Source organism: Mycobacterium paraseoulense (genome assembly GCF_010731655.1).
Taxonomy (GTDB): domain Bacteria; phylum Actinomycetota; class Actinomycetes; order Mycobacteriales; family Mycobacteriaceae; genus Mycobacterium; species Mycobacterium paraseoulense.
The window spans coordinates 3,877,606-3,899,903 of record NZ_AP022619.1 but is presented as its reverse complement, the minus strand read 5'-3'; the positions used below and the strand labels follow the sequence as shown (position 1 = coordinate 3,899,903).

Below are 22,298 nucleotides of genomic sequence, written 5' to 3'. Positions count from 1 at the left end.
GCAAACACCACGCCTGGCGGCGGGACCCCTCGGGGTTTCCGCCGCCAGTCGTTTTGGTGTGTGATTTGTTTCACTACCCCGCGGGCGGGGGAACTACGGCGCTGGCTAGTGTGCAGACAGCGACTAGACGATGGAGGGTGACATGAGGGTCGTGCGGGGTATGTCAGCGCTTCTTCGGGTGTTCTCCGTGGCGGCGCTCTCGATCGGGTTGATCGGCGTGACGGTGACGGGCGGGCCCGCCGGCAAGGCGCGCGCGGCCGGTTACGAGAGCCTCATGGTGCCGTCGGCGGCGATGGGCCGCGACATCCCGGTGGCCTTCCTCGCGGGCGGTCCGCACGCGGTCTACCTGCTGGATGCCTTCAATGCCGCCCCCGACGTCAGCAACTGGGTCACCGCGGGCAACGCGATGAACACGCTGAGCGGAAAGGGCATCTCGGTGGTCGCGCCCGCGGGCGGGGCGTGGAGCATGTACACCAACTGGGAGCAGGACGGCAGCAAGCAGTGGGACACCTTCCTGTCCAGCGAGCTGCCCAACTGGCTGGCCGCCAACAAGGGCCTGGCGCCCGGTGGCCACGCCGCCGTCGGCGCCTCGCAGGGCGGCTACGCCGCGATGGCGCTGGCCGCCTTCCACCCCGACCGCTTCGGCTTCGCCGGTTCGCTGTCGGGGTTCCTGTACCCGTCGAGCACCAACTACAACGGCGCGATCCTCGCCGGCCTGCAGCAGTTCGGCGGTGTGGACGGCAACGGGATGTGGGGCGCCCCGCAGCTGGGCCGCTGGAAGTGGCACGACCCGTCGGTGCATTCCGCGCTGCTGGCGCAGAACAACACCCGCGTGTGGGTCTACAGTCCGACGAATATGGGCGGTGACGACGCCGCGATGATCGGCCAGGCGGGTGCCGCGATGGGCAGCTCCCGCGAGTTCTACCAGATGTACCGCAGCAACGGCGGGCACAACGGTCACTTCGACTTCCCCGGCGGCGGCGACAACGGCTGGGGCTCGTGGTCGGGGCAACTGGGAGCCATGTCGGGCGACATCGTCGGCGCCATTCGCTAGCGGCGATCGCGAGGGCGGCAAAGCCGGGCGAAGCGGGTCGGCGCCGAAATCGCTAGCGGGTCGCGGCCGGGCTGGTCGGGTCGCGGGAGCCGGTACCGTGTAGGGGGTGCGGCGGGGGTCGGGAGGACCGCTTCGCCGCGGCCCACCGACTCTGCCAGCAGGAGAACATGGCTACCAACGCTCGGCGCAAGCGCCACCGCGCCCTCGCCTGGACCGCCGCCTTGACGATGGCGGGGGTGGTCTTGTTGGTCATCGTGCTGGTGGTCGTCTTGTTGCGCGGCCGCGAGGCGCCGCCCAGCGCGGTGCCGCCCGGCGTCCTGCCTTCGCCGCCCACGACCACCCACCCCCACAAACCGCGGCCGGCTTCCCAAGACGCGTCGTGTCCCGACGTCCAGCTGGTGAACGTCCCCGGCACCTGGGAGTCCGCTCCCCAGGACGATCCGCTCAACCCGATGCAGTTCCCCAACGCGTTGCTGCACAAGGTGACCACGGCGATGACCCAGCAGTTCCCCGCGTCGCGGGTGCAGGAGTACACCACGCCCTACACCGCGCAGTTCCACAACCCGCTGAGCGGTGACACCCAGATGTCGTACAACGAGAGCCGCGCCGAGGGCACCCGGGCGACGGTCCAGGCGATGACGGACATGAACGCCAAGTGCCCGTTGACCAGTTACGTGCTGATGGGCTTCTCCCAGGGCGCGGTGATCGCCGGTGACATCGCCAGCGATATCGGTAACGGCCGCGGACCCGTCGACGACGACCTGGTGCTCGGTGTGACGTTGATCGCCGACGGCCGCCGCCAGCCCGGCGTGGGCAAAGACATCGGGCCCAACCCGCCGGGGCAGGGCGCCGAGGTCACGCTGCACGAAGTGCCCGTGCTGTCCGGGCTCGGGTTGACCATGACGGGCGCGCGGCCCGGTGGGTTCGGCGCGCTCGACGGCAAGACCAATGAGATCTGCGCGCCGGGTGACCTCATCTGCGCGGCGCCGGAAGAGGCGTTCAGCGTGGCCAACCTGCCCAACACGCTCAACACCCTGGCCGGCAATGCCGGACAGCCCATCCATGCGCTGTACGCGACGACACAGTTCTGGAACCTCGACGGGCAGGCCGCGACCGATTGGACGTTGAACTGGGCCCAAGGGTTGATCAGCAACGCGCCGCATCCCAAACATGGATGACCGGCCGCGGGACACAGCCGTCAGGAGCCGGTTGCCGGTGCAGATCAGCGGTACCTTGTGATTTGGTGTGCTGCGGGCCGCCCCTTAACATTAAGAGGAATTTAAGAGCTATCAGACGTCGTTGCGGACCCGGTGCTGGTGGGAGCCGGCCTGAGATGGACAGGAGGCTGGCGCCGGTGGCGTCGCGCGAGGACTGGCCCGCGTAGAGATGGAACCGTCGGCGTCGCCGACCAGAGAACAACACGCCGGCGTAGCGCCGGCCTAAAACAGGTGTGACAGGAGAGCGGAATGCCGTACCACAACCCGTTCATCGTGAATGGAAAGATCAGGTTCCCCGACAACACCAACCTGGTCAAGCACGTTGAGAAGTGGGCGAGGGTTCGCGGCGACAAGCTGGCCTATCGGTTCCTCGACTTCTCCACCGAACGCGACGGCATCGCCCGCGACATCGTCTGGCGCGATTTCAGCGCCCGCAACCGGGCGGTGGGCGCTCGGCTGCAGCAGGTCACCCAGCCGGGTGACCGCATCGCCATCCTGTGCCCCCAGAACCTGGACTACCTCATCGCCTTTTTCGGCGCGCTGTACGCCGGCCGGATCGCGGTGCCGCTGTTCGACCCGGGCGAGCCGGGCCACGTCGGCCGCCTGCACGCGGTGCTCGACGACTGCAGCCCCTCGACGATCCTGACCACCACCGAGGCCGCCGAAGGCGTCCGCAAGTTCATCCGCGCCCGCTCGGCCAAGGAGCGGCCCCGCGTGATCGCCGTCGACGCGGTGCCCGACGAAGTGGCCTCCACCTGGGTGGAGCCGGAGGCCGACGAGAACACCATCGCCTACCTGCAGTACACGTCCGGCTCCACGCGCACGCCGACCGGTGTCGAGATCACCCACCTGAACCTGCCGACCAACGTGCTGCAGGTGCTCAACGGGCTGGAAGGCAAAGAGGGTGACCGCGGCCTGTCCTGGCTGCCGTTCTTCCACGACATGGGCCTGATCACGGCGCTGCTGTCGCCGGTGATCGGCCACAACTTCACCTTCATGACGCCGGCCGCGTTCGTGCGCCGGCCGGGCCGGTGGATCCGGGAGATGGCGCGCAAGCCCGAGGACGCCCCGGACAGCGAGGTCATCACCGTCGCCCCGAACTTCGCGTTCGAGCACGCCGCGGTGCGCGGGGTGCCCAAGGACGGCGAGCCGCCGCTGGACCTGAGCAACGTCAAGGCGATCCTCAACGGCAGCGAGCCGGTCTCCCCGGCGTCGATGCGCAAGTTCTACGAGGCGTTCAAGCCGTACGGGCTGAGGGAGACCGCGATCAAGCCGTCCTACGGCCTGGCCGAGGCGACGCTGTTCGTCTCCACCACGCCCATGGACCAGGCGCCGACCGTGATCCACGTGGACCGCGACGAGCTGAACAAGCAGCGCTTCGTCGAGGTGGCCGCCGACGCGCCGAACGCCGTCGCACAGGTTTCGGCCGGCGTCATCGGCGTCGACGAATGGGCCGTGATCGTCGACCCCGACACCGCCAGCGAGCTGCCGGACGGCCAGATCGGCGAGATCTGGCTGCACGGCAAGAACCTGGGCCTCGGCTACTGGGGCAAGGAGGCGGAGACCCAGGAGACCTTCCGCAACATTCTCAAGTCGCGCATCAGCCAGTCGCACGCCGAGGGAGCCGAGGACGACGGGCTGTGGGTGCGCACCGGCGACTACGGCACCTACCACAACGGGCACCTCTATATCGCGGGCCGGATCAAGGACCTGGTCATCATCGACGGCCGCAACCATTACCCGCAGGACCTCGAGTACTCGGCCCAGGAAGCCAGCCGGGCCCTGCGTACCGGCTACGTGGCCGCGTTTTCCGTCCCGGCCAACGAGCTGCCCCAGGTGGTGTTCGACAATCCGCACACCGGCCTCAAGCACGACCCCGAGGACAGCTCCGAGCAGCTGGTGATCGTCGCCGAGCGTGCCCCCGGCACGCACAAGCTCGAGTACCAGCCGATCGCCGACGAGATCCGCGCGGCCATCGCGGTGCGGCACGGGGTCACCGTCCGCGACCTGCTGCTGGTGCAGGCCGGAACCATTCCGCGTACCTCCAGCGGCAAGATCGGGCGCCGCGCGTGCCGCGCCGCCTACCTCGACGGCAGCCTGCGCAGCGGCGTCGGCTCGCCGACCGCCTTCGCCAGCTCAACTGACTGAACCCAGGAACCATGGCTGAATTAGACGACCCCCAGGACCAGCAGGAGAATCTCCCCGCCAACAAGGCCGACCACCTGACGGTCCCCGAGATGCGCGAGTGGCTGCGCAACTGGGTGGGCAGGGCGGTCGGGAAGTCGCCGGACGACATCGACGAGTCCGTGCCGATGGTGGAGCTCGGCCTGTCGTCGCGCGACGCCGTGGCGATGGCGGCCGACATCGAGGACATGACCGGCGTCACCCTGTCGGTCGCGGTGGCCTTCCAGCACCCGACCATCGAGTCGTTGGCCACGCGGATCATCGAGGGCGAGCCGGAAGCGGACACGACCGGGGACGACGTCTCGGACTGGACGCGCAACGGCCCCGCCGAGCGGGTCGACATCGCGATCGTCGGCCTGTCCACCCGGTTGCCCGGCGACATGAACACCCCCGACGAGACGTGGCAGGCGCTGATGGAGGGCCGCGACGCCATCACCGACCTGCCCGAGGGTCGCTGGGAGGAGTTCCTCGAGGAGCCGCGGCTGGCCGAGCGAGTCGCCAAGGCCCGCACCCGCGGCGGCTACCTGAAGGACATCAAGGGCTTCGACTCCGAGTTCTTCGCGGTCGCGAAGACCGAAGCCGACAACATCGATCCGCAGCAGCGGATGGCGCTGGAGCTCACCTGGGAGGCGCTCGAGCACGCCCGCATCCCGGCGTCGAGCCTGCGCGGCGGGTCCGTCGGCGTATACGTCGGCGTCTCCAACAACGACTACAGCTTCCTGGCGGTGTCCGACCCGACCGTCGCGCACCCGTATGCGATCACCGGCACCGCGACGTCGATCATCGCCAACCGGGTCTCCTACTTCTACGACTTCCGCGGCCCTTCGGTCGCCGTCGACACCGCCTGCTCGAGCTCGCTGGTGGCCATCCACCAGGCCGTCCAGGCGCTGCGCAACCGCGAAGCCGACGTCGCGGTCGCCGGCGGTGTCAACGCCCTGATCACCCCCGTGGTCACGCTCGGTTTCGACGAGATCGGCCAGGTGCTCTCCCCCGACGGTCGGATCAAGTCGTTCTCCGCAGATGCCGACGGCTACACCCGCTCCGAGGGCGGCGGCATGCTGGTGCTCAAGCGGGTCGACGACGCCCGCCGCGACGGCGACCAGATCCTGGCCGTGATCGCGGGCAGCGCGGTCAACCACGACGGCCGGTCCAACGGACTGATCGCGCCCAACCAGGACGCGCAGGCCGACGTGCTGCGCCGGGCCTACAAGGACGCCGGCATCGACCCGCGCACCGTCGACTACATCGAGGCGCACGGCACCGGCACCGTCCTCGGTGACCCGATCGAGGCCGAGGCGCTGGGCCGCGTCGTCGGCCGGGGCCGCCCGGCCGACCGCCCGGCGCTGCTGGGTGCGGTGAAAACCAATGTGGGCCACCTGGAGTCGGCGGCCGGCGCGGCCAGCATGGCCAAGGTGGTGCTGGCCCTGCAGCACGACAAGCTGCCGCCGTCGATCAACTTCGCCGGCCCCAGCCCGTACATCGACTTCGACGCGATGCACCTGAAGTTGATCGACCAGGCCACCGACTGGCCGCGCTACGGCGGCTACGCGCTGGCCGGGGTGTCCAGCTTCGGCTTCGGCGGGGCGAACGCGCACCTGGTGGTGCGCGAGGTGTTGCCCCGCGACGTGATCGAGCGTGAGCCCGAGCCCGAGCCCGAGCTGAAGGCGTCCTCGGCCACCGCCGAGGCGCCGGCCATGGAAGCCCACGCGCTGCGCTTCGACGACTTCGGCAACATCATTCCCGACGCCGAGGCACCCGAGGAGGAAGAGCCCGAACTGCCGGGCGTCACCGACGAGGCGTTGCGGCTCAAGGAGATCGCGCTGGAAGAGCTGGCGGCGCAGGAGGCCGCGGAGCCCACCAAGCCCCTGATCCCGCTCGCGGTGTCGGCGTTCTTGACCTCGCGCAAGAAGGCCGCGGCCGCCGAGCTGGCGGACTGGATGGAAAGCCCGGAGGGGCAGGCGTCGTCGCTGGAATCGATCGGGCGGGCGCTGTCGCGGCGCAACCACGGCCGCTCCCGCGCGGTGGTGCTGGCCCACGACCACGAGGAGGCCATCAAGGGCCTGCGCGCGGTCGCCGAGGGCAAGCAGCGGCCGGGCGTGTTCAGCGTCGACGGACCGGTGACCAATGGCCCGGTGTGGGTGCTGGCCGGTTTCGGCGCGCAGCACCGCAAGATGGGCAAGAGCCTGTACCTGCGCAACGAGGTCTTCGCCGAGTGGATCGAGAAGGTCGACGCGCTGATCCAGGACGAGCTGGGCTACTCGGTGCTCGAGCTGATCCTCGACGACTCGCAGGACTACGGCATCGAGACCACCCAGGTCACCATCTTCGCGATCCAGATCGCGCTGGGTGAGCTGCTCAAGCACCACGGCGCCAAGCCCGCCGCGGTGGTCGGCCAGTCGCTGGGCGAGGCGGCGTCGGCCTACTTCGCCGGCGGCCTGTCGCTGCGCGACGCCACCCGCACCATCTGCTCGCGCTCGCACCTGATGGGCGAGGGCGAGGCGATGCTGTTCGGCGAGTACATCCGGCTGATGGCGCTGGTGGAATACTCCGCCGACGAGATCAAGACGGTGTTCTCCGACTTCCCCGACCTGGAGGTGTGCGTCTACGCCGCCCCCACCCAGACCGTCATCGGCGGCCCGCCCGAGCAGGTGGACGCGATCATCGCCCGCGCGGAATCCGAAGGCAAGTTCGCCCGCAAGTTCCAGACCAAGGGCGCCAGCCACACCCAGCAGATGGACCCGCTGCTCGGTGAGCTCGCCGCGGAACTGCAGGGCATCAAGCCGATGAGCCCCACGGTCGGGATCTACTCGACGGTGCACGAGGGCACCTACATCAAGCCCGGCGGCGAGCCGATCCACGACGTCGACTACTGGAAGAAGGGCCTGCGCCACAGCGTCTACTTCACCCACGGCGTTCGCAACGCGGTCGACAGCGGCCACACGACCTTCCTGGAGCTGGCACCGAACCCGGTGGCGCTCATGCAGGTTGGCCTGACCACGGCCGCCGCCGGGTTGCACGACGCGCAGCTGATCCCGACGCTGGCCCGCAAGCAGGACGAGGTCGAGTCGATGGTCTCGACCATGGCGCAGCTCTACGTCTACGGGCACGACCTGAACATCTGGACGCTGTTCACCCGCGCCGCCGGACCGCAGGACTATGCGAACATCCCGCCGACCCGGTTCAAGCGCAAGGAGCACTGGCTGGACGTGCACTTCGGGCACGGCAGCAGCTCGGTGCTGATGCCGGGCAACCACGTCGCGCTGCCGGACGGCCGCCACGTGTGGGAGTACAACCCCCGCGGCCTGACGGACCTGCCCGCGCTGGTGAAGGCCGCTGCGGCCGAGGTCCTTCCGGACGCCCAGCTGGCGGCCGCCGAGCAGCGCGCGGTTCCCGGCGAGGGCGCCCGGCTGGTGACCACGCTGACCCGCCACCCCGGCGGCGCCGCGGTGCAGGTGCACGCCCGCATCGACGAGTCCTTCACGCTGGTCTACGACGCGCTGGTGACCCGGGCCGGGGAAGCGGGCGTCGCCCTGCCGGCCGCGGTCGGCGCGGGCGCGGCCATCACGGCCCCCTCCAGCGGGGCGGTGGCAGCGCCGGAGGCACCCGCCGACGAGGCCGGAGCCGAAACCCTGACCGACAGCCTGACCAACCGGTACTTCTCGGCCAGCATGGGCAAATGGTCGCCGGACTCGGGTGAGACCGTCGCCGAGCGCCTGGGCCTGATCGTCGGCGCCGCGATGGGTTACGAGCCCGAGGATCTGCCCTGGGAGGTGCCGCTGATCGAGCTCGGCCTGGACTCGCTGATGGCGGTGCGGATCAAGAACCGGGTCGAATACGACTTCGACCTGCCGCCGATCCAGCTGGCCGCGGTGCGTGACGCCAACCTCTACAACATCGAGAAGCTGATCGAGTACGCGGTCGAGCACCGCGACGAGGTCGAGCAGCTGCACGAGTACCAGAAGACGCAGTCGGCCGAGGAGATCGCCCGGATGCAGGCCGAAATGGTCAGCGGCGCAACACCTTCGACCGTCACGGCCCCCGCGCCCGACCCGCAAGCCGAGCCCGAGACCCAACCGGCCCCGCCGGCATCGGACGTCCCGATTCCGCCGCCGCCCACCGACCCGTCGGGACCCAACGGCAACGGCGCCGCGCAGCGGCAGCCCAACCTGACCGGCGCCGCCGACGCGCTCAACCAGCAGGCGGTCGCCGCGGCGCTCAACTCCGACGTGCCGCCGCGCGACGCCGCCGAGCGGGTCACCTTCGCCACGTGGGCGATCGTCACCGGCAAGTCGCCGGGCGGCATCTTCAACCCGCTGCCCAAGCTGGACGACGAGCAGGCCGCCAAGATGGCGCAGCGCCTCTCCGAGCGCGCCGGGGGTCCGATCACGGTCGAGGACGTGCTGACGTCGGAGAACATCGAGGCGCTGGCCGAGAAGGTGCGGCAGTACCTGGAGGCCGGCGTGATCGACGGGTTCGTCCGCACCCTGCGGCCGCGGCCCGAGGGACCCGCGGAAGCATCGCGGGTGCCGGTGTTCGTTTTCCACCCGGCCGGTGGCTCGACCGTCGTGTACGAGCCGTTGCTCAACCGGCTGCCGCCGGACACCCCGATGTACGGATTCGAGCGGGTCGAGGGCTCGATCGAAGAGCGTGCGGCGCAATACCTTCCGAAGCTGATCGAGATCCAGGGCGACGGGCCCTACATCCTGGCCGGCTGGTCGCTGGGTGGCGTGCTCGCCTACGCGTGCGCGATCGGACTCAAGCGGCTGGGTAAGGACGTGCGCTGGGTGGGCCTGATCGACGCGGTCCGCGCGGGCGAGGAGGTCCCGCAGACCAAGGAGGAGATCCGCAAACGCTGGGACCGCTACGCCCGGTTCGCCGAGAAGACGTTCAACGTCACCATCCCGGAGATCCCGTACGAGCAGCTCGAGGAGCTCGACGACGAGGGCCAGATCCGGTTCGTGCTCGACGCGGTCGGCCAGAGCGGCGTGCAGATCCCGGCCGGGATCATCGAGCACCAGCGCACGTCGTACCTGGACAACCGGGCTATCGACACCGCCCAGATCCAGCCGTACGACGGGCATGTCACCCTCTACATGGCCGATCGCTACCATGACGACGCGATCATGTTCGAGCCGCGGTATGCCGTTCGTCAGCCGGACGGTGGCTGGGGCGAGTACGTGTCCGACCTCGAGGTAGTGCCGATCGGTGGGGAACACATCCAGGCCATCGACGAGCCGATCATCGCCAAGGTGGGTGCACACATGACCGAGGCGTTAGACGACATCGAGGCGGGGCGCCGCCGGACGAGTGAGGTGGGCAAGTAGTGACCGGTGCGGAGCCTTCTCGCGCTCACACGACAGCCGAAAAGCTGGCCGAGCTCCATGTGCGCATGGAGCTGGCCATGGAACCCGGCGGCGAGAAGGCCGTCGCCAAGCGCGACAAGAAGGGCATCCCCAGCGCCCGCGCCCGCATCCATGCGCTGGTCGACCCGGGCACCTTCATGGAAGTCGGGGCGTTGGCCAAGACGCCGGACGACCCGAACGCGCTCTACGGCGACGGGTGCGTCACCGGCCACGCCATGATCGATGGGCGACCGGTCGGGGTGTTCTCCCACGACCAGACGGTGTTCCAGGGCACGGTCGGGGAGATGTTCGGCCGCAAGGTCGCCCGGCTGATGGAGTGGTGCGCGATGGTCGCCTGCCCGATCATCGGCATCCAGGACTCCGGCGGGGCACGCATCCAGGACGCCGTCACCTCGCTGGCGTGGTACGCCGAGCTGGGCCGTCGCCACGAGGCGCTGTCCGGCCTGGTGCCGCAGATCTCGCTCATCTTCGGCAAATGCGCCGGGGGAGCGGTCTATTCGCCGATCCAGGACGACCTGCTCGTCTCGGTGCGTGACCAGGGCTACTTCTTCGTCACCGGCCCCGACGTGATCAAGGAGGTCACCGGCGAGGAGGTCACGCTCGACGAGCTGGGCGGCTCCGACGCCCAGGCCCGCTACGGCAACATCCACCAGGTGGTCGACTCCGAGGCCGAGGCGTTCCAGTACGTGCGCGACTTCCTGTCGTTCCTGCCGTCGAGCGCCTTCGGCCGGCCGCCGATCGTCAACCCGGGGCTGGAGCCGGAGATCACGCCGAGCGACCTCGAGCTCGACGCGATCGTGCCGGACTCCGACAACGCGGCCTACGACATGCACGAAATCCTGTTGCGCATCTTCGACGACGGCGACTTCCTCGACGTCGCGGCGCAGCACGGCCCGGCCATCATCACCGGTTACGCGCGCGTCGACGGCCACCCGGTGGGGGTGATCGCCAACCAGCCCATGCACATGTCGGGGGCGATCGACAACGAGGCGTCCGACAAGGCGGCGCGGTTCGTGCGGTTCTGCGACGCGTTCAACATCCCGCTGGTCTTCGTGGTGGACACCCCGGGCTTCCTGCCCGGCGCCGAAGAGGAGAAGCGGGGCATCATCAAGCGCGGCGGCCGGTTCCTCTACTCGGTCGTGGAGGCCGACGTGCCGAAGGTGACCATCACCGTGCGCAAGTCCTATGGCGGCGCCTATGCGGTGATGGGCTCCCGGCAGCTGACCGCGGACTTCAACTTCGCCTGGCCCACCGCGCGCATCGCGGTGATCGGCGCCGAGGGCGCCGCGCAGCTGCTGATGAAGCGTTTCCCCGACCCGACCACGCCCGAGGCGCAGCAGATCAAGAAGGACTTCATCGAGGGCTACAACCTCAACATGGCGATCCCGTGGACCGCCGCCGAGCGCGGGTTCATCGACGCGGTCATCGACCCCCACGAGACCCGGCTGCTGCTGCGCAAGTCGCTGAAGTTGTTGCGGGACAAGCAATTGTGGTTCCGCACGGCACGCAAGCACGGGCTGATCCCGGTCTAAGCGCCCGCGGCGGAGACACTTTCGTCACACCGGAACCGCCCGGCGGACCATGTGGTGATCGCGCAACGTGATATCGCATCCGATATCAGATTCGCGGATCGGGTGGCGGTCTCATCGGGGCCGCCCGGGTGCCGTGTGGGGCTGGCCCAACTGGGCCTCAGGCCCCGGCGGATGACTGGCCTGCCGGCGGCGTGGTCGGTTCACCGGGTTGCTGAATCCCGCCGGGTTGCTGAATCCCGGTTTCCCGGCGCGGAACCCAATCCGGCCCTTCCAGCACGTCCGGGAGGAGCCAATACAGGACGGCGAAGTTCGCCGCGCCCAGCACGCCGTGCAACACGATGTCGCGCGGCTCGAAGCCGAGCGGGCCCGGCGCATGATGTGCCGCGGCGATCGCGCCGATGATCACCAGAGCCAGGAAGACCACCGAGCTGAGCGCGGCCGCGGTGATCGCCGCGTGCCGCTGGACAACTCCGATCACGGCGAGCACGCCGAGCCCGGCCAACAGGGCGCTGTGCCAGGGTGTCAACGCCAGCCCCAGCACCGGGGCGCCGACGGGCGGGGCATGGGGATGCACGCCGGCGGAGACGAACCCGGCGACACCCAGAGCAATCAGCAGCACGCCGTCGGCCAGGAGGAACCACCGGCCGCTGCGGAAGTGCCCCGGCTTTCGGCTGACCAGCCGCAGCCCGGACGTCAAACTACCCATGGGGCCCCTGGTAACGGGCGACATCGCTAAACCCTCCAGACCTGGCCGACAGCCACTCACCTGGCCCTAGGCATACCCGTTCCGCCGCCACGCCCACGCTTTCCAGGACACTCCCAGCGACGTCCCAGCTGGCGGACGTCGGTCCGCGGAACCGCCCGTCAGGCGTCGACGGTCAGGGCGCCGCCGGCCAGCTCGTCGAAGCGCTCCAGCGCCTCGTCGCGGTCGGCGTCGATGCCGCGCAGCGCCCCGGGGTCGGCGAGATACCGCTGCGCGTGGAGCCGGGCGACCAACGCCTTGCGCTCCCCACCACCGGTGGAGCGTTCCCAGGCGGCCTGCTCGGTGAGCAGCGCCGCGGCGTACACGTCACCCATGAATTGGGCCAGCGGGTATAACCGCGCCTCGGCCATGTCGCGGTCCAACTTGGACCAGGCCACGATCGCCGCGTCCAGATCTTCGATGCGCCCGGCCACCAGCCGGGTGGTGTCGTCGTCGTCGGACACCGACACCGCGTCGCGCATCCGCGCCAGCAACACCTCGTGAGCGCGGGTCTGCTCGATACCACGCCGCACATCCAGGCAAAGGATGTTGTCGGGCCCCTCCCAGATGGTGTTGACCTGCGCGTCACGCAGCAGCCGGGCGACCGGCCACGTCTCGATATAGCCGTTGCCGCCGTGGATTTCGATCGCGTCGGACGCCGCGGTGATCCCCAGGCGGCAGGCCTTGAGCTTGGTGACCGGCACCGCGATGCGCTGCCGCATGGCTCGGGGCTGGCGGTGATTGGTGGCGCCGGTGCCGTCGAACACCATCGCCTGCGCGGCTTCGACGTCGACGATCATCTCGGCCAACTTGCGGCGCATCAGCGGCTTGTCGATCAGCGCGCCGCCGAACGCGTGCCGCCGGCGGGCGTAGCACAGCGACTCGACCAGGGCACGGCGCGCGTTGCCGAGCCCGAACAGGGCGATGCCCAGGCGCGCGGCGTTGGTCAGCTCCATCATGCGGCCCAGCCCCTTGCCGTCGGACGGCCCCGCCTCGCCGGTGGGCTCGCCGGACAGCAGAAACGCTTCGGCGTCAACGAATTCCACCTCGCCGGAGGCGACCGAGCGGGTGCCGAGCTTGTCCTTGAGGCGGCGCACCCGCACCCCGTTGCGCGACCCGTCGCGGCGGGTGCGCAGCACCAGGAAGTTGGCGACGCCCCGCGTCGAGTCGGGCGCGCCCTCGGGTTTGGCCAGCACGACGAACGCCTCGCCGGCGCAGTTGGACGCGAACCACTTGAAGCCGTTGAGGATCCAGGCGTCGCCTGCGCGGGTCGCCGTCGTCTCGAGGGCGCCCAGGTCGGAGCCGCCGGTGCGTTCCGTCAGCAGTTGCGCCGTCTCGCCCGCCCACTCGCCGGAGGCGAACTTGGCTGCCACGTGCTCCCGCACGTCGGCCGGCGCGTAGGCGGCCACCAGCGAGGAGACCATGCCGCCGCCGGTGCCAAGCGCGCAGCCCATCCCGATATCGGCCTGGTTGAGCAGATAGTTGGACGCGAACAGGCCCAGACCCGAGCTCACCTTCGCAGCCCGCGCGTCGTCGCGCAGGGCCTGTTGGGCGTCGAGGACCGCGCGCTTGGACTCGGTGAAGGAGGCCGGCATGACGACCCGGCTGATGTCGTGGCCCCAGCGGTCGTAGCGCTCCAGCCGGGGTGGGTTGTGGTCGGTCTCCTCCGCCCATCGCGCGACGGGCCCGCCCATCAGCTCGCCCATGCGCACCAGGTGCGGTTCCACGACCGCCAGTTCCTCGGGTTGCAGGTAGTACGCCATGGTGAATCGCAGGGTGGGATCGGTGAGGTACCAGTTGAGACCCACGGCCCCGCGGTAGTTCTCGGTCCGGTAGCGCCGCGACTTCTCCTCGCTGGAGAAGGGCAGCCGGTCCACCGCCTCTGCGGCGTAGTCGCTCATGGCAGAGACGCTACGCGTCGGTGACGAAAAGCAGACGGACCCTGCCGATCTGGATTTCGTCGCCGTCGGCCAGCACCGCTTCGTCGACGGGCTCCCGGTTGAGATAGGTGTGGTTCATGCTGCCCACGTCGACGATACGGAATTGGCCACCCTCGCTGAGGAATTCGGCGTGCCGGCGGCTGACCGTGATGTCGTCGAGGTAGATGTCGCTTTCCGGATGCCGGCCCGCGGCCATGACGGGTTGGTTCAACGGGAACCGTGACCCGGCGTTGGGCCCGCGGGTGACGACGAGCAGCGCCGAGCCCGGGCTCAGCGCCGGCCTGTCCCCGCCCGCCGCTTGGGTTGCCGGCGCGTCGAACTCGGCGGGCACCGCCGTACCGATGTCACCGGTGAGTTCCTCCGAGCCTTCCCGCTGAGTCGGCCGGTGCGGCGTCGACCCCGTGTTGCTCACGCGGCTCGCGGCAGGTCCGGATTGGCCGCCGCCGCTTGCGATGTCGGCCGCTTCGGTGCGGGCGCCCAGCCCACGTAGGTCAGGTAGAGGCCGACCAGGGCGAAGACCACGCACAGCGTGATCCACCAGCCCTGCGCGCCGATCATCGCATCGGCCATCGAGGCGAAGAATTTAGGAAAGGCGACCAGCAGCAGCCCGCGAAGCACGATCAGCCAGCCGAGCAGGGAAACGATGGCGGCCGCGGGGCCGCGCCAGCTTTGGTGGGCGGCAACGATGGTCAGGCCGAGCAGCAGGATGAAGGCGCCGGTGACAAACGTCCACATCGAATTCGCCTCGAATTGCGACAGCAGCGTCTGCATGTCGGAGGCCCGCGCCACCGCCGTCACGTCGACGACGACGAGGAAGGGGCCGAGCACGCGGGCCAAAAAGCGTGTCGGGGCCGGTGACTGTGGTGAAACGTTCATTGCCGTGCCTCTCATCGGACGCCGTCATTCGGCGATGCCCATTATCGGAGCACTTGACCGGGGCGTCGAGATAGGGACTTATGGCACTGCCTGGGCGGGACCGAAGTGATAGCGGGACCGCGGTTATACCGGCGCCACGAACTCGGAAGTGTAAAACTCCGCCGGATTCTGCGAGTTCGCGTTGCGCCGCTCGATAATCACCCACACGCCCGTGGTTCCCGGCCGAATGGTGTCTTGCACGGTCGCCGTGCCGTTGCCCGCCGCGTCGGTGTCCATGCCGGTGAAGGCGGTGCCCGGGTCGCCCGGTCCGCAGGTGCCCGTCGCCGGCCGCGGCATCTCGATGAGCCCGACGTCGAAGTGGGTGCCGGGTTCGGGTTCGTCGTAGAGATGTACCTCGGCCACCGCCCGTGACCCGGTGGTATGGATGAGGGCCGACCCCGTACCCAGCATCGGGTTCGGCACCTTGGGCGCGACGCCGACGCGGCTGAAATCGCAGCGCCGCAAATAGTTGTCCAGGACGACGGTGGTGCCACCTTCGGCGGCCGCCGTGGTGATTGCGAACGTCGTTGCCGGGGCGATCGCCGCGACGAACGCCGCCGCACATGTTCCAAGGGGTGTCAGCGCAGTCATGGGGCACCTATTTTCCCGTGTGAAGTGGATCACAGCGGTTAGTTAGTAACCCGGACGCGACGAAATCAAACCTATTTCCGGCAATTACTCAACCGTCAATTCCTGTACTTATTGGGCGGTTGACAAATTACGGCGGCAATTGTTTATTGAGCCGCTATGGCTTAATGCGGATCTGGCCCGGTGACCACCACCCGCTGCGGGTTGCGGTGCCGAGTTCGAGCTGCGCGGGCCGGGCATCGGCGATGGTGTCGAACTTGCGCAGCGAGCCCCAGTCCCGGCCCCAGTCGTGGGACAGGTAGGTCGACATGACATGAGCCCGCAGCAGCAGATCGGTGATGCCCAGCAGGCCGCCGTTGACGCCGTCCTGCCAGGTGTCGGTGTCCTGCTTCTTGGCGTTGTAGTCCGGGGTGATGCGGAACTTGGGGATCTCGGTGACGCCGTTGACGTGCAGCATCGGCTGCTGGCACGGGAAGGCCAGCCCGACAGCCCAGTCCATCAGCACGGGTTGCGTCGAACCGATGTACTCCTGCAGCGAGCGCAGTTCCGGTACCCGCGGCGGGGTGAGGGCGATCCAGTCGTCGGGGGTCAGGGACAGGTCCTCGGCGACCACCCGCACCGCGACCGCGTCGGCGGGCATCTGCGAGCGCGGGTAGCGAAGGTTGCGCCACACCTTCGGCTGCTCGCCGTACAGGTCGTAGGGCACCAGCCGACCGGCCGGCAGCACGGAGCCGCCGGGACCGGGCCTGCCGAATTCCAATTCCAATGTCTGCCCGCTGGTGTGGTGATGCAGGATGCTGTTGCCGGCGATCGTGCCGGCTGCGGTCACCACGACCAGCGGGTGCCCGGCGTCGGCCTTCGGGAGTTGGTACCACGCCGAGGTCAGCTTGCTCTGCTGTTGCGCGCCGCGGGTGTAGCTGCCGGCCAGCGGAACCTCGTCGGGGTTGAGGCCGTAGGGCAGCGGCACCGTCGACCCGTTGATACCCGGCGCCGCCAGCTTGAGCGGCGCATCCCAGTCGTAGTCGGTCCCGGGCTGCGGGACCGACGTCTCCTTGACCGACTCGGCCAGGGTGCGGTCGGGCACGCCGTTGGGGGTGAATCCGGTGGGGTTGACACCCCCCAGCGGTCCCAGCGGGCCGTAATCGCCGGGCAGCGCCGCCATGAAGCCCGCGTTGCTGTCGGGCTCGACGAGAATGTCGTCGGCCAGCCCGCATCCCCCGCTGAACTCGCGCAGGTTGTCCCAGGCGTTGGAGTACGTGGGGTACTGACGGACGATGCCGGCCACCATCGACCCCACGAACACCAGCGCCATGAAGCCGGCGGCGACGGGGATGGGCGCCGCCGTGAGTGCCCGCGCCACTCTGCCCTCCCCGTGGCTGGTGTCGACGAAGTGCAACCAGGCCGCGTACACCGCGGTAATCGCGAACAGCGCGAAAAATATTGCGCTGATGGTGATTCCGCCGATTTTCGGCATGCTGCTGTTGAACGGCACGCCGTAGCTGGAGACGTACCACCAGCCGTTGGTGGTGGCGAAGCACAGCGCCAGCACGAACATCACCGCCGCCAGGAACGCCATCCGGTTGCGCGACCAGCGCAGCACCTTCGGCGACACGAGCACCGTCGTCAGGGCGGCCATCGCGGCGCCCACGGCCGCGAACAGCCCGAAGTGGTGCACCCACTTGGTCGGGGTGAACATGAGGAAGAACATGGTCCCGAAGATGACGCCCATCAACCGCCAGGCCGGCCCGCGGGCGACGCCCGGAACCCGCTTGCGCCGCAACATGATGAACACGGCCGTGAAGAGGCACAGCGCGGTGATCAGGAAGCCGAAGCGGCGCGACAGCGAGCCGTCGACCGTCGGCAGGATCAGGTAGTAGTAGCGCAGGTTCTCGGTGTACCAGGCCTGGCTGGGCCCGATGGCGGTGCGAATCCTGGTGGCCTCCAACACCGTTGCCAGCGTCTGGTCGGCGAACACCACGGTCAGGATCACCGTGCCGGCCGCCAGCATCGGGGCCACCAGCGGCAGCGTGCCGACCAGCCGGTGGCGGCGCACCAGGATGCGCAGGATCGGGCGACCGCCGGCGACCAGCGCGGCGACCGCGATCAACCCGGTGGGCTGGACACCGAGGGTGAACGCCGCGGTGATCACCGCGAGCGCGGCGGGCGTGAGTCGGCTGTAGCGCATCGACCGCTCGATCAGCACGTAGGTGACCAGCGAACCGAGGGCGATGATCGGCTCGGGGCGGAGGCCGTTGTCGAACGGCATCCACGCCGTCAGCAGCACCAGGCCCGCCGCCCAGTTCGCGGCCTTGCTGGAGGCCACCGCCGGTCCGAGTCGCGGGAGCACCTCGCGCGAGAGCAGCAGCCAGCACAGGATTCCCGCGATCAGGTCGGGTAGCCGCATCCACAGGCTGGCGTCGCTGACGTGCGTCATGAGCGCCAGCAGGTTGTAGTACCAGCCGAAGGGGTCCTCGGGGCTGCCGAACCAGCGGAAGTAATTCGACATGTAGCCGGCGTGATCGGCTACCCGGGCCATGCCCAGGATGTAGCCGTCGTCCGACGAGTTCGCCCCGATCACGTGCCAGAGCACGAATCCGAAGATCACCGTGACGTCGGCCAGCGTGAACGTGCGCCAGTTCGCGGGGATGAGCCGGCGCATACGGTGCCCGTCCAACTGGTCGAGCCGCCACAACGCGACCAGCGAGACGATGGTGGACAGGATCGCCAGCACCATGGCGGCCAGCTTCAGCGTCGTCGGCGTGGTGGAGAACCGGGTGTCGATGGTCGCCGAGAACTTCAAGTCGGCCGGGGCGGGGCCGGTGAGATCGGTGAACACCCCCACGATCTGCGGCCGCAGGTTCGGGTCGGGGAAGCCGCCGCTGATCGGCCGGCCCGCCGGATCCTTGAGTCCGACGAACGTGGCGAACGCGCCGGCTTTTGTCGAGGTGATCTCGATGCGCTGACACTGCGGCGAAGCGACCTGGTCGCGAGAAGCGCTGGCGATCACCACGTTGCGGTCGGTGACGTCGACGCGCTTGCCGTTGACGACGACGAACAACGCGTTCAGCGCGGCATCCTTGCCCTTCTTGGGTGCCGTGCTCAGCACGACGCCGCCCTCGGGTGGCAGGGCGCGCACCGCGGAGCAGGGCACGGTCGCCGTCACGTCCACCGGGGTCAGCGAAATCAGCGGCGCCGTAACGCTGTTCAGTTGGCCGCCCTGGGGCCAGTTGAGCGTCGCGGTCGTTTGCACGACGGGCAGCAACGGCGTGGCGATCGACAACACGAAGCCGATCAGCCCGGCGATCGTCGCGACCCAGCGCGTCACGCGCACGTCTTGACGGGAGGTCGCCTCCTCGTGGGACTTGTCGACCGCCGTCACGCTCATGGGAGCGCCCGAATCGGTCCCTGCCGGCTCCAGCCGTGCACTGTCATCACACCCTGTTCGATCACGGCGTCCGGCGCCTGGTCAGCCGGCACCAACCGGAAATACTGCTCCACGGATCCCCAGTCGCGATACCAGTCGCCCCGCAGATACGTCGAGATTGTCGACGTACGAAGCATCGCCTGCGTGATGAGGAACGGACCCCCGGCCTCGCCGGCCTGCCACCCGTTCGACGACGACGCCGTCTGCTTGTGGTCGGGCAGGATGCGGTATTGCGGAAGTTCGGCCACGCCGAGGTGTTCGGAGAACGGCCGCTGGCAGGGGAAGTTCGCGGCGGTCGCGATGTCCATCAGCACCGGTGTGCGCGACCCGATCAACTGCTGCAGGGTCTCGAGCACCGGCACCCGGGGCGGCGTGAACGCGAACCATTGATCCGAACTCAGATTCGGGTCATAGGCGACGATGCGCGCCACGTTGGCCTCGGGCGGCGCCCAGGTCAAGGGGAACCGCAGATTGCGCCACGCCGGCTCGGGGCCGATGTCGATGGGTTGCACCTCGGCCAGCGGCTGGGTACTGCCGTCGGGGCGGGTGACCCCCCACTGCAATTTCAGCGACTGCCCGTAGGTGAAGGTGCCGTCCTCCTTGTACGACCAGATCGCGCCGGACGCCGACACCACGACGATCGGCCGGTCCGGGGTGCGGGGCGGCAGCTGGTACCACGCCGACGTCGCCGTGGCGGCCAGCGAGTTCTCGCCGTAGCTGCCCATCACCGGGGTGCGGGCCGGGTCGAGCCCGAACGGGAGCGCCGCGTGCGAGCCGTTGACGCCGACGGGGCCCTTCCCGCCGGCCGTGCCCGCCGAGTCGCTCATCGCGGCGTTGGGCTTGTTGGGTGACGCGTCGGAGTTCACCACGCCGGGTTTGGTCACCACCGGGTACGACCGGAGGTCATCGCCGACGCCGTCGGGTTTGAAGCCGACCGGGCCCTTCCCGCCGAGCGGGCCGTCGGGGCCGAAGGCCTGGCCGGGCGCGGGTTGCAGCATGCCGGCGTTGGGGTCGGGCTCGGTCAGCACGTCGTCGGCCATGGCGCAGCTCGTCGGGGACAACCCCGAGGTGATGGCCGCAAGGTTGGCCTTGCCGGTGGTGTAGAGCGGGTAGCGGAACACCGCGCCCTTGGTCAGCGAGGCCACTTCGCCGATCACCATGATGGTCGCGACCACCAGCAGCGGGGTCGACGCCAGAACGCGGTTGCGCCGGTTGTCCTCGACCTCGGTGTGGCCGGCGTAGTCCATCCGGAAGTGCTGCCACGCGGCCAGCAGGCCGGTGAGGATGGACAACGTGAGGAACATCGACGTCACCGGGTGGCTGGCGATCACCGGCGGGATGTCGTACCAGGGCACGCCGTAGTTGCCGACGTAGAACCAGCCGTTGATGCCGGAGGTGGCCCACGCCAGCACGAACAGCAGCGCGGTCACGTACAGCGTCAGGTTGCGGCGGTTGTGCAGGCCGATCCGCGCAAGCGCGAACGCGGTGACCGCACCCAGCGCCCCGGCCAGTCCGGCGAAGGCGCCGAACTGGACCGCCCACTTGGTCGGGGTGAACGTCAACAGCAGCAGGCCGAAGGCCGTGGTGCCGAGCAACCGCCACGCCGGGCCGCTGGCCACCCCCGGCACCTTCCCCCGGCGCAGCAGGATGACCAGCATGCCGAACAGGCACAGCAACAGCACCAGCACCGCGAACCGTCTCGACATGGATCCGTCGGGGTTGGACTCCACCGTGAGGAAGTAGTAGCGAAGCCAGTCCTGGTACCAGGCGATCGTCGGCCCGACCTTGTATTTGATGCGCGCCGACTCGGCGACGTTGGCCAGCGTCTGAGAGTGGAACACCACCACGGTGATCAGCGACAGCGACCCCGCCAGCACGGCCAGCGGTGCCAGCAGCCCGTCGGTGGCCCGGCGGCGCCGGATCACCCGGGCAACCGCGCGCGACCCGGTGAGCAGTGGGGCGACGGCGATCAGGCCCTGCGGCGCCAGCGTCGCGGTGAGCATCGCGACGAAGATGGCGATCGCGGCCGGGGCCAGGCGCTGCAGCGCGATCGCGCGCTCGACCAGAATCCAGGTGATCAGCACGCCGAGGGCGATCAGCGGCTCCGGCCGCAGCCCGTTGTTGAACGGCAACCAGGCGGCCAGGAACACCGCGCCAGCGGTGAACACCGCCACCCGATTCGCGGCCAGGCCGCCCCGGCCGGGCCCCAGCCTGCGCAGGATCCAGTGGCTGATCACCAGCCAGCAGGCGATCCCGGCCAGCGTCGCGGGCAACCGCATCCAGACACCGGCGGTGCTCACCGATGCCAGCCTGGACAGCAGCCCGAGATACCAGTCGAACGGCGCGTCCGTCGTCCCGAAGTAGCGGTAGTAATTGGCGAGGTAGCCGGCCTTCGGGGCGACGCGGGCGATGGTCAGGTTGTACCCGTCGTCGGACGAGGTGGCGCCGATGACGTGCCAGAGCAGCAGCGTCGCGATCACCCCGGCGTCGGCGATCCAGGTGGCGACCCCGACGCGGCGCCAGGAGCGCCACCGCGCCCGGGGGCGGTACCGGGCGAGCCAAATGATCGGGGACCGCCAATTGACCAGCGTGCCGCCGCCGCGGCTGCGGCGGTCCAGCGCGGCCAGCGCGACGACGGCCGTGAGGACGGCCAGGGCGCCGACGGCCATCGCCAGCTTCTTGACGGTGGTGGGGGAGGTGATGAACCGGGTGTCGACGTCGATTCGGGCGGACAGCCCCGGCTGGGCGGGCACCTTCAGGTCCGTGAAGATCCCGCCGACCTGGGGCTTCTTTTCCGGGGACAGTTTTCCGGAGGCACCGGGGATGCCGACGAACTCCGCACCCGCCGCGCCCGCGTCGGCCCAGGCGTGCAGCACGCTGCAGGCGCCGCCGGCGACGGCCGGGCGCGGGGCAGCGGCGGCGACGGTGTCGCGGAAAGCGACGACCACCATGGCCTTGTCGGCGCGGACGAACAGCCCATTCTTGCCGGCGTCGACTCCGCCGGGGGGCAGGGTCGAGACCACCAGGCCGCCGCCGGCGGGCAGCGTGGCGATCGCCGTGCACGGGATCGAGATGTCCAGCGCGCGCGGCGCCCCGGACACCAGGGGTGCGGTGATCTGGGTGACGTGCCCGTCCGCACTGCCCTGGGGCCACACCACGGTCGCGGTGGTCTGCCTGACGGGAAGCAACGGGACGAGCGCGCACAACAGCAGCCCGACGATCCCCGCGATGGCGGCCACCGACCGTGGGATCCGCTGCGATCGCTGATTACCGTCGGGGGGCACGAGGCTCGATGGTAGGCGAAGCCGCTTTCTGAGCTGAGGACGCGGGGCCGCGCAG

12 protein-coding genes are annotated in these 22,298 nt (G+C 69.4%); 5 read left to right on the top strand and 7 right to left on the bottom strand.

Annotation, left to right across the window (positions count from 1 at the left end):
* Positions 1-151: 151 nt before the first annotated feature.
* From G6N51_RS18120 to G6N51_RS18100, 5 genes are all read left to right on the top strand, one after another.
* Positions 152-1,054 (top strand): esterase family protein, encoded by a 903-nt coding sequence (locus tag G6N51_RS18120; protein ID WP_083171854.1) that lies wholly within the window; start codon positions 152-154, stop codon positions 1,052-1,054.
* Between the two features lie 167 nt (positions 1,055-1,221).
* Entirely contained in the window at positions 1,222-2,232 is a 1,011-nt protein-coding gene (gene culp6 / locus G6N51_RS18115) for a carboxylesterase Culp6 (protein WP_083171812.1), read from the top strand.
* Positions 2,233-2,520: 288 nt separating this feature from the next.
* Positions 2,521-4,419, top strand: coding sequence for a long-chain-fatty-acid--AMP ligase FadD32 (gene fadD32 / locus G6N51_RS18110; RefSeq protein WP_083171811.1), 1,899 nt, complete (start codon positions 2,521-2,523; stop codon positions 4,417-4,419).
* A gap of 11 nt (positions 4,420-4,430) precedes the next feature.
* Complete coding sequence (gene pks13 / locus G6N51_RS18105) at positions 4,431-9,779, top strand: polyketide synthase Pks13 (protein ID WP_083171810.1); 5,349 nt, start codon at positions 4,431-4,433, stop codon at positions 9,777-9,779.
* Positions 9,780-9,844: 65 nt separating this feature from the next.
* Positions 9,845-11,350, top strand: a complete 1,506-nt coding sequence (locus G6N51_RS18100) for an acyl-CoA carboxylase subunit beta (RefSeq protein WP_232078565.1) — start codon at positions 9,845-9,847, stop codon at positions 11,348-11,350.
* Positions 11,351-11,507: 157 nt separating this feature from the next.
* Here the strand turns inward: G6N51_RS18100 and G6N51_RS18095 are convergent, their stop codons facing one another.
* From G6N51_RS18095 to G6N51_RS18065, 7 genes are all read right to left on the bottom strand, one after another.
* Complete coding sequence (locus G6N51_RS18095; protein ID WP_158086214.1) at positions 11,508-12,056, bottom strand: DUF4383 domain-containing protein; 549 nt, start codon at positions 12,054-12,056, stop codon at positions 11,508-11,510.
* Positions 12,057-12,214: 158 nt separating this feature from the next.
* Positions 12,215-13,993: an acyl-CoA dehydrogenase family protein gene (locus tag G6N51_RS18090; protein WP_083171807.1), complete on the bottom strand. Its 1,779-nt coding sequence runs from the start codon at positions 13,991-13,993 to the stop codon at positions 12,215-12,217.
* Between the two features lie 10 nt (positions 13,994-14,003).
* Positions 14,004-14,444 carry an FHA domain-containing protein gene (locus tag G6N51_RS18085; protein WP_083171806.1) on the bottom strand — a complete coding sequence of 147 codons (441 nt, stop codon included), beginning with the start codon at positions 14,442-14,444 and terminating at the stop codon, positions 14,004-14,006.
* Positions 14,441-14,908 (bottom strand): hypothetical protein, encoded by a 468-nt coding sequence (locus G6N51_RS18080; protein WP_083171805.1) that lies wholly within the window; start codon positions 14,906-14,908, stop codon positions 14,441-14,443. Before G6N51_RS18080 ends, G6N51_RS18085 begins: the two co-directional genes overlap by 4 nt.
* A gap of 123 nt (positions 14,909-15,031) precedes the next feature.
* Positions 15,032-15,538 (bottom strand): hypothetical protein, encoded by a 507-nt coding sequence (locus tag G6N51_RS18075; RefSeq protein ID WP_083171804.1) that lies wholly within the window; start codon positions 15,536-15,538, stop codon positions 15,032-15,034.
* A 154-nt stretch (positions 15,539-15,692) separates the two neighbouring features.
* A complete protein-coding gene (locus G6N51_RS18070; protein ID WP_083171803.1) occupies positions 15,693-18,920 on the bottom strand; it encodes an arabinosyltransferase domain-containing protein in 3,228 nt (1,075 codons plus the stop codon).
* Positions 18,917-22,243 (bottom strand): arabinosyltransferase domain-containing protein, encoded by a 3,327-nt coding sequence (locus G6N51_RS18065; RefSeq protein ID WP_083171802.1) that lies wholly within the window; start codon positions 22,241-22,243, stop codon positions 18,917-18,919. Before G6N51_RS18065 ends, G6N51_RS18070 begins: the two co-directional genes overlap by 4 nt.
* Positions 22,244-22,298 lie beyond the last annotated feature (55 nt).